Annotated in this window: 13 protein-coding genes; 12 read left to right on the forward strand and 1 reads right to left on the reverse strand. The window is 66.3% G+C overall.

From position 1 onward, the window contains the following. Window positions 1-47: 47 nt before the first annotated feature. From DC347_RS04195 to nusB, 12 genes are all read left to right on the forward strand, one after another. Window positions 48-422, forward strand: a complete 375-nt coding sequence (locus tag DC347_RS04195; RefSeq protein ID WP_018761438.1) for a DUF948 domain-containing protein — start codon at window positions 48-50, stop codon at window positions 420-422. Window positions 423-457: 35 nt separating this feature from the next. Next, window positions 458-670, forward strand: coding sequence for a hypothetical protein (locus DC347_RS04200; protein WP_018761437.1), 213 nt, complete (start codon window positions 458-460; stop codon window positions 668-670). A gap of 122 nt (window positions 671-792) precedes the next feature. After that, window positions 793-3,471 carry an alanine--tRNA ligase gene (alaS, locus tag DC347_RS04205; RefSeq protein WP_109044542.1) on the forward strand — a complete coding sequence of 893 codons (2,679 nt, stop codon included), beginning with the start codon at window positions 793-795 and terminating at the stop codon, window positions 3,469-3,471. Between the two features lie 7 nt (window positions 3,472-3,478). After that, window positions 3,479-4,078 carry a Holliday junction resolvase RuvX gene (gene ruvX / locus DC347_RS04210; protein ID WP_018761435.1) on the forward strand — a complete coding sequence of 200 codons (600 nt, stop codon included), beginning with the start codon at window positions 3,479-3,481 and terminating at the stop codon, window positions 4,076-4,078. After that, a complete protein-coding gene (gene mltG, locus DC347_RS04215) occupies window positions 4,075-5,823 on the forward strand; it encodes an endolytic transglycosylase MltG (protein WP_109044543.1) in 1,749 nt (582 codons plus the stop codon). Before ruvX ends, mltG begins: the two co-directional genes overlap by 4 nt. After that, window positions 5,820-6,680 (forward strand): shikimate dehydrogenase, encoded by an 861-nt coding sequence (locus tag DC347_RS04220; RefSeq protein WP_109044544.1) that lies wholly within the window; start codon window positions 5,820-5,822, stop codon window positions 6,678-6,680. Before mltG ends, DC347_RS04220 begins: the two co-directional genes overlap by 4 nt. A 23-nt stretch (window positions 6,681-6,703) precedes the next feature. Beyond that, entirely contained in the window at window positions 6,704-7,903 is a 1,200-nt protein-coding gene (gene aroC, locus DC347_RS04225; RefSeq protein ID WP_109044695.1) for a chorismate synthase, read from the forward strand. Further along, the gene (locus tag DC347_RS04230; protein WP_109044545.1) at window positions 7,903-8,472 is read left to right on the forward strand and encodes a shikimate kinase; all 570 of its coding nucleotides are present in this window, start codon (window positions 7,903-7,905) and stop codon (window positions 8,470-8,472) included. The genes aroC and DC347_RS04230 overlap by 1 nt, the downstream gene beginning before the upstream one ends. Beyond that, window positions 8,469-9,560, forward strand: a complete 1,092-nt coding sequence (aroB, locus tag DC347_RS04235; RefSeq protein WP_018761430.1) for a 3-dehydroquinate synthase — start codon at window positions 8,469-8,471, stop codon at window positions 9,558-9,560. The genes DC347_RS04230 and aroB overlap by 4 nt, the downstream gene beginning before the upstream one ends. After that, a complete protein-coding gene (locus tag DC347_RS04240) occupies window positions 9,560-10,078 on the forward strand; it encodes a tetratricopeptide repeat protein (protein WP_109044546.1) in 519 nt (172 codons plus the stop codon). Before aroB ends, DC347_RS04240 begins: the two co-directional genes overlap by 1 nt. Window positions 10,079-10,251: 173 nt before the next feature. Then, on the forward strand, window positions 10,252-10,815 hold the full coding sequence (gene efp, locus DC347_RS04245; RefSeq protein ID WP_018761428.1) for an elongation factor P: 564 nt from the start codon (window positions 10,252-10,254) through the stop codon (window positions 10,813-10,815). Next, window positions 10,815-11,225, forward strand: coding sequence for a transcription antitermination factor NusB (nusB, locus tag DC347_RS04250; RefSeq protein ID WP_018761427.1), 411 nt, complete (start codon window positions 10,815-10,817; stop codon window positions 11,223-11,225). Before efp ends, nusB begins: the two co-directional genes overlap by 1 nt. Window positions 11,226-11,300: 75 nt before the next feature. Here the strand turns inward: nusB and DC347_RS04255 are convergent, their stop codons facing one another. Beyond that, complete coding sequence (locus DC347_RS04255; RefSeq protein ID WP_018761426.1) at window positions 11,301-12,575, reverse strand: PrsW family intramembrane metalloprotease; 1,275 nt, start codon at window positions 12,573-12,575, stop codon at window positions 11,301-11,303. Between the last annotated feature and the right edge of the window lie 96 nt (window positions 12,576-12,671).

Here is a 12,671-nt window from a genome sequence, read left to right on the forward strand (position 1 = left end):
CGGCCAGGATGGAACCCGACCACGGAATTTCGAGGAGATGAACGTCTATGTCTGGTGGCGATATTGCCGGCCTGATCGCTGCCGGGGTGTTCGCGCTCCTGGTGCTGCTGCTCGCGGTACCCATCCTGAAGCTGGGAAGTGTGTTCGACGAGGTGCGCACCGCCATCAAGTCCATCAGTGACGGCGCCACGCCCCTGATGGACGAGGTCACCGCCACCGTTTCGACCACCAACCAGCAGTTGAAGAAGGTCGACGGCATCTCGTCCAACGTCTCGGATGCATCCGCCAACATTTCCGCCCTGTCTTCGCTGGTCGCCGCCACGGTGGGTTCGCCGCTGATCAAGGTGGCCGCGTTCAGCTACGGCGTGCGCAGCGCCTTCGCGAACCGCAGGAAGCCCGCAGCCGGCCGCCGCAGCCGCTAGATTCGAAAAGAACGAACATGAAAAGAATTGTTTGGATGGGAATTGGCGTAGCCATCGGCGTCATCGCGTTCCGTAAAGTCACCGAGGCGCAGGCCAACCTCGGACCCGAAGGCCTCAACCGTGCTGTTGGGCGCCTGGCAGACGGCGTCTACGACTTCGCTGATGCCGTCCGGGCCGGAATGCGCGAGCGTGAGACCGACCTCCGCGCCGCACTGGGCGTCGACTCCGCGGAACTGGTGCGCCGCTGAGCCCCGGGGCAAGCAACGGCAGCCAACGAAAACCGGCAGGAACCAATCCCGGATCCCGCCACCTGAATTAACTTTCCGCGCCCGGCAGGAGCCGCGGACCACGAAGGGTAAGAAAACAGCTCATGAAGTCGCAGGAGATCACTAAGCGCTGGGTGGACTTTTTTGTCAGCAAGGGCCACACGGCGGTTCCCTCCGCATCGCTGGTCTCCAGCGACCCCTCGCTGCTGTTCACGGTGGCCGGCATGGTCCCGTTCATCCCCTACCTCACAGCCCGTGAGGAACCGCCCTACTCCCGTGCCACCAGCGTGCAAAAGTGCATCCGCACCGGTGACATCGAAGAAGTGGGCAAGACGGCCCGGCACGGCACCTTCTTCCAGATGTGCGGCAACTTCTCGTTCGGCGACTACTTCAAGGAAGACGCCATCAAGTTCGCGTGGGAGCTGCTCACCACGAGCGTTGACGACGGCGGCTACGGCCTTCAGCCCGAGCGGCTGTGGGTGACCGTCTACGAAGAGGACGACGAAGCCGAGGAACTGTGGCTCAAGAACACCGGCGTCCCCGCTGAACGCATCCAGCGGATGGGCAAGTCGGACAACTACTGGTCCACCGGCCAGCCGGGTCCGGCCGGGCCCTGCTCGGAGATCTACTACGACCGCGGACCGGCCTACGGCATCGAAGGCGGCCCGCTGGCTGACGAGACCCGCTACATCGAGATCTGGAACCTCGTGTTCATGCAGTATCAGATCGAGAACGTGCGCTCCAAGGTGGACTTCGACATCGTGGGCGAGCTGCCCAAGAAGAACATCGACACGGGCCTGGGCATGGAACGCCTCGCCATGATCCTGCAGGGTGTCGAGAACATGTACGAGACCGACCAGGTCCGGCCGGTCATCGACAAGGCCGCGGAACTCTCCGGCAAGGAGTACACCTCCGCTGAGACTCCCGAGGACCCCCACCACACGGACGACGTCCGGATGCGGGTTGTGGCCGACCACATCCGCTCGGCCCTGATGCTGATCTCCGACGGCGTCACCCCGTCCAACGAGGGCCGCGGCTACGTCCTGCGCCGCCTGATCCGGCGTGCCGTGCGCTCCATGCGCCTGCTGGGCGTCGAACAGGCCTGCCTGCCGGAGCTGCTGCCGGCGTCGCGGGATGCCATGAAGGGCGTGTACCCCGTCGTTGACACCGACTTCGCCCGGATCAGCCGCATCGCCTACGCCGAGGAGAAAGCGTTCCTGCGCACCATTGCGTCCGGGACTGCGCGGCTTGAGGACGCCGTGAAGGAATCCAAGGCAGCCAACAAGCCGCTGTCCGGCGAGGACGCCTTTACCCTCCATGACACCTACGGCTTCCCCTTCGACCTCACGCTCGAGATGGCCGAAGAGGCGGGCTTGAAGGTTGACGAGGCTGCCTTCCGCAGCCTGATGCAGGAACAGCGCCAGCGCGCCCAGGCAGATGCCAAGGGCAAGAAGGGCGGCCACGCCGACGTCACCGTGTTCCAGGAGCTCCTGGGCCAGGGTGAGACGGTCTTCACCGGCTACGCCGAACTCGAAGGCGAGTCCCGTGTCCGCGGCCTCCTGAGCGCCGGACGCAAGGTCCAGCAGGCTGCCACCGGCGACGAAATCGAACTCGTGCTCGCCGAAACCCCGTTCTACGCCGAGGCCGGCGGCCAGGCTGCCGACACCGGCCTCATCACCGGTGACGGGTTCGTCGTCGAGGTCCTTGACGTCCAGCGCCCCATCAAGGGCCTGAGCGTACACAAGGCGATTGTCCGCGAAGGCGAGATCGGCGCGGACTCGCTGGTGCGCGCCGCCGTCGACCGTGAACGCCGGCACGCCGCCGAGCAGGCCCACACGGGCACGCACATCGTGCATGCCGCCCTGCACCAGATCCTCGGGCCGGAGGCCACCCAGCGCGGCTCCTTCAACAAGGCCGGCTACCTGCGCTTCGACTTTGCCTGGGGCGAAGGCCTGAGCACGGCGACGCGTTCGGAAATCGAAGAGGTGTCCAACCTTGCCATCCGCAACAACTACGCGGTGGAAACGAAGATCATGGGCCTGGCCGAGGCGAAGGCCATGGGTGCCATGGCCCTCTTCGGCGAGAACTACGGCAGCGAAGTACGCGTGGTGGAAATCGACGGCGCGTGGTCGCGCGAGCTTTGCGGCGGCACCCACGTTGCCAACACCTCGCTGATCGGCAGCCTGTCCCTCCTGGGCGAACAGTCCGTCGGTTCAGGCAACCGGCGCGTGGAAGCCTTCGTGGGCATGGAAGCTTTCCGCCACCTTGCCGCCGAGCGGGCCCTGGTGACCGAACTGACCGACCTGCTGAAAGTCCCGTCCGGCCAGCTCGCCGACAGGATTTCTGCCACGCTGGCCAAGCTGAAGGCCACCGAGAAGGAACTGGACCGGCTCCGCAAGGAACAGTTGGCCGCCTCTGCCGCGCGGCTGGTGGACACGGCCAAGGACGCCGGGGGAGTGAAGGTGCTGGCCCACGACGCCGGCACCGTCAGTGGAGCCGACGACCTCCGCGGCCTGGCCCTGGACCTGCGCAACCGGCTTGGCTCGGCGGCCTCCGCGGTTGCCGTCGCCGGTGTCGCCAACGACCGTCCGCTGATCCTGGTGGCCACCAACGAGGCAGCCAGGGAGGCCGGCGTCAAAGCCGGTGCGCTGGTCCGGATCGCCGCCGGCGTTCTCGGCGGTGGCGGTGGCGGCAAGGACGATGTTGCCCAGGGTGGAGGGACCGACGCCGGAAAGGTTGGCGCCGCGCTGGCCGCCGTCGTTGACGCCATTTCCGCGCGCTAATCCTGTCATGACCAATCCTGCAGCTGCCGGCGGCTACCCCCAGGGCGTCAAACTGGGGGTGGACGTGGGCACCGTCCGGGTAGGGGTGGCCCTGTGCGACCGCGACGGGATCCTGGCCACGCCCTACAAGACCCTTGACCGGAACGCCAAGAAGAACTCGGACGTGCGGGTCATCGCCAAACTGGCGGAGGAACAGGGAGCCGTCCAGGTTTTCGTGGGACTGCCGCGCACCATGAAGGGCGAAGAACACGCGTCCGCCAGGATGGCCACGGACTACGCCCTGCTGCTGGTTGAAGAGCTTTCCGCCCGCGGTTTGGCGGTCCCGGTGAACCTCGTGGACGAGCGGCTGAGCAGCGTTACGGCGCACCGGAACCTGCACGAAGCTGGCATGAGCAGCAGGAACCACCGTAAAGTAGTTGATCAGGTCGCGGCGGTGGGTATCCTTCAGCACGCCATCGACATGCAGAAAGCCAGGGGAGCGGATGTCGGCTCACGCGTGACAGCGCCATCCCCGACCGTGGACCTGGGGGCCGGTGGGGTGGACGAACCAGTCCGCGCCATCTCCGCAGACACGGCCCGATTTTCAGATAATGGAAGGCAACAGTGAGCCCTGCCAACATTGACGACACTTCCGGCCCGCAGGACGCCGGGGCCGCGAGGCCGTTGACCCGCAAGGAACTGCGCGCACGCGAAAAGAGCCTCAATACCGGCGGCCACGACGCCGTCCCCGAGCAGGCCTATGAGACGGGCGAGGTCCCCCCGCCTCCCGTCACGCCGCCGGCAACCGCACCCTCGGCCGGAGAACCAACCTTTGCTCCGCTGCCTGGCGCCGAGGACGTGCCGGCTGCGCCCGATGCGCCGCCATCCATCCAGGACGGACCGCACCCCGGTGACTCCCGCCCCGCTGGATCCTGGAGTAACGGGCCTTCCGCCGGAACCCACCACGACGCCGTTGCGCCGCCGCATGACAACGTGCAGGTTGGCGACGACGTACACCAGCACGAGGAGCTGGCGCACGTCCCGGATACGGAGCACCCCGGGGACGCGTACGCCTACGCGGACGTTGCACACCACCAGGACGTACAGCACCACGACGACGTGGCCCACCACCCGGACCACGCCCCCTTCGCCGACGGCCACCATGACGCCGACGGGCACCATTACGGGGAAATCCCCGACGACCATTCATACGACGCCGGATACCACGACGATGCGCATCCGGATGCTGCCCACCCGGATGCCGCCCATGAGCTGCTTCCCGTGTCCTCGGCAGCCCAGTCAGTGCCCCGGCCCTCGAAGAAGGTCCGGCGCCGGCGCAGGTTGCTGGCGCTGTTCCTGACGCTCGCTGTGTTCGTGACGGCCGTGGCCGTGGGTGCCCAATTCCTCAAGCCCCTCCTTGGCAGCGGCAAGCCATCGGACTTCCCCGGACCGGGGACGGGCGAGGTCCACGTGACCGTGGCAAGCGGCGAGGGCACCCGGTCCGTAGCTGTCGACCTTGAGAACCAGCGGGTCGTCGCCAATGCCGACACCTTCATGCAGGCGTTCCATGCCTCCGGCGCAACGCTGTCGCCGGGCGACTACGTCTTCAAGACCGAAATGAAGAACGCCGACGCCGTTGATGTCCTGGCCGGCAAAGACAAGTCCAAGGTCATCTACTTCGCCCTGAGCGCAGGTCTGCGGATCGGTGAGTCGCTGCAGGCAATTTCCGAGGGTTCGGGCGTTTCCATCCAGCAGCTGCAGGCCCTGAGCAACCAGCCTGCCCAGTTTGGCTTGCCGGCAAACGCGAAGAACCTCGAAGGTTACCTCGCCCCCGGAGAATACCGCTTCCCGCTCGGAACCCCGGCCAAGGACATCCTGCAGGCCCTCGTGAAAGCCACCACCGATGAGCTGGTGTCTCAGGGAATCACCGACCCCGCCAAGCAGTACGAGGCCGTCATTGTGGCCAGCATTGTCCAGGCCGAGGGTGGCCAGGCCGATTACGGCGACGTGGCCGGTGCGATCTATAACCGGCTCAAGCCGAACGACCAGACCGGCGGTTTCCTCCAGGTGGATTCGGCGGTGACTTACGGCTTGGGCACCAAGAGCCTGAACTTCACGGATGACCAGCGCAAGGACAAGTCCAACCCGTACAACACCTATGCCAACCCCGGACTCCCGCCGGGCCCCATTGGTTCGCCCGGCAAGACTGCCATCGACGCGGCAGCACGGCCCAAGTCCAATGACTACCTGTACTGGGTGACCGTCAACCTGGACACCAACGAAACGAAGTTCGCGAAGACGCTCGCCGAACATAACGTCAACGTTGAGCAATACAACGCGTGGTGCAAGGCCAACGCGGGCCGCTGCACATGAGCCTGCGGGCTGCCGTCCTGGGCCACCCGATCAGCCACTCAAAGTCTCCCGCGCTGCACCTTTCGGCGTATGAGCGGCTGGGCGCGGCCATCAGCTATACGGCCATCGACGTCACCGAGCAGTTGCTGCCGTCGTTCATGCGCCAGATCCGGAACCAGCCCGGCTGGCGCGGGCTCTCGGTGACCATGCCGCTGAAGACCGCCATGCTTGATGAAGTGGACGAAGTCCGCGGAGTGGCGCAGACCCTGGGGGTCGTGAACACAGTCACCTTCGAGGAATCCGGCGGCGCAGTGAAGACGGTAGGTTCCAACACCGACGTCCCGGGGATCGTGAATGCCCTGCGCCACGCCGGGACGGCTGCGGCGCCGTCCGCCGTCATCCTCGGCGGCGGCGGCACGGCGGCGTCGGCTGTTGCGGCCCTCAAGGAACTTGGCACCACCACGGTCCAGGTGTACGTCCGTGATTCGTCGCGGACGTCGGACGTCCGCGCCGCTGCCGACAGCCTGGGGGTCGCGCTGGAGGTCCGTCCCCTCACGGCCGCCGCGCGCCCGACGTCGGAAGCCGACGTCGTCATCTCCACCTTGCCGCCACGCGCGGCCGACGGGCTCGCCGCCGAAATCGCCGCCTTGAAGACGACGACGCCGGGAGTCCTCCTGGACGTCGCCTACGATCCCTGGCCCAGCCTGGTGGCCTCTGTGTGGCAGGCCGGAGGCGGGCGCGTGGTGCCCGGCCTGGAGATGCTGTTGTACCAGGCGGTGGAGCAGGTGCGGCTTTTCACCCGGCGCGGGGAAGACGTTAACGCAGCTGTCATAGATGTGATGTGTGACGCAGTCGGCCTTGCCCGACGGGCGTTCTGACCGCCCTACGTGGCAGGATGGAAATTATGCGTTGGTTGACTGCCGGTGAATCCCATGGCCCGGCTTTGATGGGAATTATTGAGGGCGTCCCGGCTGGTGTGGAAATCACCAGCGGGGACATCGCAGACTCCCTGGCCCGCCGCCGGCTCGGCTACGGCCGCGGCGCACGGATGAAATTCGAGCAGGACGTGGTCACCATCCTTGGCGGTGTACGGCACGGCCGCACCCAGGGCGGTCCCGTCGCCATCCAGGTGGGCAACACCGAATGGCCCAAATGGGAGCAGATCATGTCTGCCGACCCCGTTGACGCTGAACTCCTCGCCGACCAGGCCCGCAACGCACCGCTGACGCGGCCCCGTCCGGGCCACGCCGACTTCACCGGCATGCAGAAATACGGGTTTGATGAAGCGCGTCCTGTCCTGGAACGCGCCAGCGCCCGCGAAACGGCAACCCGGGTTGCCCTCGGCACCGTGGCAGCCCGGTTCCTCCGGCACCTCGGCATCGAACTGGTCAGCCACACTGTCTCCATCGCCAGCGTCACCGTGCCCGAAGGCCGGCCGCTGCCGTTGCCCGGCGATGTCATCGCGTTGGACACGGATCCGCTGCGCTGCTTCGACCGCGAAACCTCCGACGCGATGGTTGCGGAGGTCGACGCCGCCCACAAAGAAGGCGAAACGCTGGGAGGCGTGGTCGAGGTCCTCGCCTACGGGCTTCCGCCGGGACTTGGCAGCTACGTGCACTGGGACCGGCGGCTCGATGCCCGGCTGGCCGCGGCGCTCATGGGGATCCAGGCCATCAAGGGCGTGGAGGTCGGCGACGGTTTCCTGACCGCTGCACGCCGGGGTTCAGCCGCCCACGACGAAATTGTCCGTGACGGCATGGGCCGGATCGGCCGTGCCAGCAACCGGGCCGGCGGTATCGAGGGCGGCATGAGCATCGGCGACGTCCTCCGGGTCCGCGCCGCCATGAAACCGATCGCCACCGTGCCGCGCGCCCTGCGCACCATCGACGTCAGCACCGGCGAACCGGCCAAGGCCCACCACCAGCGCTCCGACGTCTGTGCCGTCCCGGCTGCGGGCGTCGTGGCTGAGGCCATGGTGGCACTGGTCCTGGCCGAAGCCGTCATGGAGAAGTTCGGTGGTGACTCCGTGCCGGAAACCGCCCGCAACATCAAGGGTTACCTGGACAACATCCCGGCTTCCCTGGACTCGATCGGCCAGTAGTGCTCCATCACAGCAGTACCGGCCCCGCAGGCGGCCGGCCGATCGTGCTCATCGGCCCCATGGCCGTCGGCAAATCGGCCATCGGCCAGCAACTGGCGCAACAGCTGGGCGTCCGCTTCATTGACACCGACGCCGTCATCGTTGCCGGCCACGGTTCCATCGCCGATATCTTCGCGGGCCGCGGGGAGCACGCGTTCCGCGAAATCGAAGCCCGGACCGTCGCCGACGCCGTTGAGGACGCGGCCGGGACCACCACGGTGATTTCCCTGGGCGGCGGGGCCGTACTGGACTCCGGGACCCAGCAGCTCATGGGCCGCTGCACCGTGGTCTACCTCGAATGCGACGCTGATACGGTGGCAGGCAGGATCGCCCGGAACTCGGGCCGGCCACTCCTCGCCGGCGACGCCATGGGCCGCTGGACAGCAATGTTTGCCACCCGCAGGCCGGTCTACGAGAGGCTGGCCGACATCACCCTGGACGTCCGCCACGGCTCCATACCCGAGCTCGGCGCACGGCTGGAAGCAGCACTGCGGCACCACGCAGCTGCCAAACAGGAAGTTGAGAAGTGAACACTCAATCAACAGTCATCAACGTCACCGGCGAAGGTGCTGGAAACAACTACGGCGTCGTCGTGGGGCGCGGCCTGCTTGGAGAACTTCCCGCCCTGTTGGGTGAACGCGTCCGCCGGGTGCTGGTGATCCACCCCCGCGCACTGCGCCTCACCGGAGACACCGTCCGCGACGAGCTGGCCGAGGCCGGCTTCACCTCGCTTACGGCGGAAATCCCGGACGCCGAGGAAGGCAAGCACATCCAGGTCGCGGCATTCTGCTGGCAGGTCCTGGGCCAGAACGACTTCACCCGCTCGGACGCCATCGTGGCTGTGGGCGGGGGAGCAGTCACCGACCTCGCCGGCTTCGTTGCCGCTACCTGGCTGCGCGGCGTCAAGGTCATCCACATGCCCACCAGCCTGCTGGGCATGGTGGACGCCTCGGTAGGCGGCAAAACCGGCATCAACACCGCGGAAGGAAAGAACCTCGTGGGGGCGTTCCACCCGCCCGCGGCCGTCCTGGCCGACCTGGACACGCTGGAAACGCTGCCGAAGAACGAGATCATTTCCGGGCTTGCCGAGGTCATCAAGTGCGGCTTCATTGCCGACCCCGCCATCCTCGATCTCGTGGAGAAAGACCCGGCCGCAGTGGTGGACCCCCGCTCCGACGCGCTGCGCGAGCTGATTGAACGCGCCATCGCCGTCAAGGCGAAGGTGGTTTCCGAGGACCTCAAAGAATCCGGGCTCCGGGAAATCCTGAATTACGGACACACCCTGGGCCACGCCATCGAGCTGGTGGAACGCTACTCGTGGCGGCACGGCGCAGCCGTGTCCGTGGGCATGATGTTTGCGGCCGAACTTGCCCGCAGCGTGGGCAGGCTCAGCGATGCCGACGCCGACCGGCACCGAAGCATCCTGGACGGCCTTGGGCTGCCGGTCACCTATCGCCGGGACCGCTGGCAGGGTCTGCTGGATGGGATGCGCCGCGACAAGAAGTCCCGCGGCGACCTGCTGCGTTTCGTGGTGCTGGACGGAATCGCCAAGCCGGGCATCCTTGATGTGCCGGACACCTCGCTGCTGTTCGCCGCGTACCAGGAAATTGCGTCCTGATGCAGGGCGACATGAAAGGCACCGCCGACTGGCCCCAGGCCGGATTTCCCGGCATCCGCATAAACCCGGATACCCTGATGCCCCAGATCGTCAACGAGGACGCTGTCCGGGAAGCCCTGTCGGCCTCCACCGACCCCGCGGACCACATTTTCGTCCTGCTGGTCGAGGGCCATGCCTCCGAAGCGGCTGAACTGCTGGCCGAAGCACGGTTCAAGGACCCGGAATCGTTCCGGCTGCGCGTCTTCGAAGCCGAGGTACTGAGCGTCACCCACCGGATGGACCGCGCCATAGAGCTGTTCCGGCAACTCCTGGCCGAGGTGCACGGCACGCCCCGCGAAGCGCTGGCACTGCAATTCCTGGGCAAGACCCAGTACGCAGCCGGCCAGACCTCGGCCGCCGTTGAGTCGTTCTCCAAGGCGCTGGACCTGCGGGTGGCGCAGTCCGCGGATGCTGCCCAAATCTATTCCTCCACCGTGGCGCTCCAGCGTGCACGGGACATCCTGGAATTGGCCTGCTGAGGAGGCAGGCGGCGGCAGCGGACAAGCTGCCCGGTATTTACCGGTAGAATGGTTGTGGAATTTTTGCATCCAGGCGATTTTTGACAAACACGTGCAGGCGGGCCGCTTTGGTTTGCCCGCCCGGCATACAGCACCTGGCCCACACGGCCGGATAAAGGAACCAGAGGAAACCAGTGGCAACCACTAACGACATTAAGAACGGAACGGTCCTGAAGCTTGAGGGCCAGTTGTGGAACATCATCGAGTTCCAGCACGTCAAGCCCGGCAAGGGCGGCGCCTTTGTCCGCACCAAGATGCGCAACGTGATGTCCGGCAAGGTTGTCGACAAGACCTTCAACGCCGGCCTCAAGATTGAGACGGCCACCGTCGACCGCCGCGACTACCAGTACCTGTACCAGGACGGCGCGGACTTCGTGTTCATGGACACCTCCGACTACGATCAGATCACCGTTTCCGGGGCCACGGTGGGGGACGCCACCAACTTCATGCTTGAGAACCAGATGGTGAACATCGCCATCCACGACGGCAACCCGCTTTACATCGAACTGCCGCCGAGCGTCGTCCTCGAAATCACCTACACCGAGCCGGGCCTGCAGGGCGACCGCTCGTCCGCCGGCACCAAGCCTGCCACCCTGGAAACGGGCTACGAGATCCAGGTGCCGCTGTTCATCGAGAACAACACCAAGGTCAAGGTGGACACCCGCGACGGCAGCTACCTGGGCCGGGTCACCGAGTAGTGAGCGCCCGCGGTAAAGCCCGCAACAGGGCACTGGATGTTCTTTTCGAGGCGGAGCAACGCTCTGTTTCGGCATTTGACGTGCTCCGCGCACGCCGGGAAAAGACCGACCAGGTGGTCAACCCCTACACCTTGGAAATCGTTGAGGGCGTAGTGTCCCAGCAGGCAGCCATTGATGAGTTCCTGGAGACCTACTCGCAGGGCTGGAGCCTGGAACGGATGCCGTCAGTGGACCGCATCATCCTCCGCATCGGTACCTGGGAGCTCCTGTACAACGACGACGTCCCCGACGGAGTGGCGGTCAGCGAAGCCGTTGCACTGGCCAAGACGCTGTCCACGGATGAGTCTCCGCAGTTCATCAACGGCCTGCTCGGGCGCTTGCAACAGCTGAAGCCTTCGCTGCTCGCCTAGCGAAGAGCCCAGGTTTGCGGCGTCAGCCGAACGCCAAGGGGCCCGCCGGACATCCGGCGGGCCCCTTCTGCGTTCTCAACGGGCGATGGCCGCCCGGAGCTCCAGGATCCTTTGGAGCTGGTGCCGCTCCTCGGCCTGGTGAAGAGGCACGTCCCGCCCGCTCAGGATCCGCTGGCGGATATTCGCGAGCTGTGTGGCCGCCTTCAGGAACTGCTTCATCTGCGGTTTCCGGCCCGCGGTGGCGGCCCAGGACAACGCCGTGCGCCTTCCGGCGGGGGTCGCCAGGAGCTGCACCTCGTCCGGCGTGAACCAGCCCGCGGCCGAATACTCCAGCAGCCGCTGCCGGGTCAGGCGCTTCTCGGCAACCCGAAGGAAGATGATGCCTGCCACCGCCAGCAGGAAGATCGGAACCTGGACCATGATGTAGTCCAGCAGGAAGCCCCTGCCCATGCTGTTCCACCTGTTGTGCAGGAACATGGCCGGCAGCAGCCCTGCCAGGAAGGCTCCCACGGACGCTCCGGTATGCCACTTCCGCGCGGCGAACCCCATCACCAGTCCCGTGGTTCCGGTGAAGATCGCGTGCGCGAAGGGCGACATCACGCCGCGGAGGAAGAAGATCTGGGCGAGGTCGCTGGCTGGGGAAGCCGATTCGGCCACGGCCCTGCCGAAGTAGAGGATGTTCTCGGTGAAGGCGAACCCGCCGGCGATGGTGAAGGCAAAAACGACGCCGTCAACGGGCCCGTCGAATTGCCGTCGCGCTGCCAGCAGGATGATCAGCAGGCCCAGGGACTTGGCAAATTCCTCGACCACCGGCGCCTGCACGGTGGCCATATACGTCTGCAGGTCCGCCTGGTCCGTGAACTGGAACGCGATCACAAAGAACGGCTGGATGAGCAGGGTCACCGCAACGGATACCGCAGCACCCCACACGAAGGCGAACAACAGCAGCCGCTTCGGCTCCGGTTCCCACCTGTCGATAATGTGGACCGCCGCCAGGACCACGGACAAAGGAACCAGGGACGCGAGGAACCCGATCAGGAATCCGCCGGCGCCGGTATTGGACAGCAGGAACGGGACCACCAGGAACAGGCTCAGGAACGCGAGCACACCGCCTGCGATGGACAGTCCCGCCAGTCCGGTCCGTGCCCGGGATACCCGCAGCGCAGTCCCCGGGAGGTGCGGACCGACCGTGGCCAGGGGCTGGCCGCCGTGCCCCGGTGCCGGGCGGTAGTGTCCTGGATGGACCTGGCCCATCCAGCTGGGGTTGGCCTGCCGGGGGACCGGCCCGGGTGCTTCGCGGTAGGGGTCCTCGGGGAGCCCTGGTGTTGGTTGCTGCGGATACGTCGGCATAACGGAAAGCCTAGGCGGGGGGCTCCGGAGCGCCAAGGAACCACGAATCCGCGCCAGCCGATGTGACCAGCAACGCGTCTCCCGGGCACAGGCACG

It is taken from the genome of Pseudarthrobacter sp. AG30 (assembly GCF_003116525.1).
GTDB lineage: Bacteria > Actinomycetota > Actinomycetes > Actinomycetales > Micrococcaceae > Arthrobacter.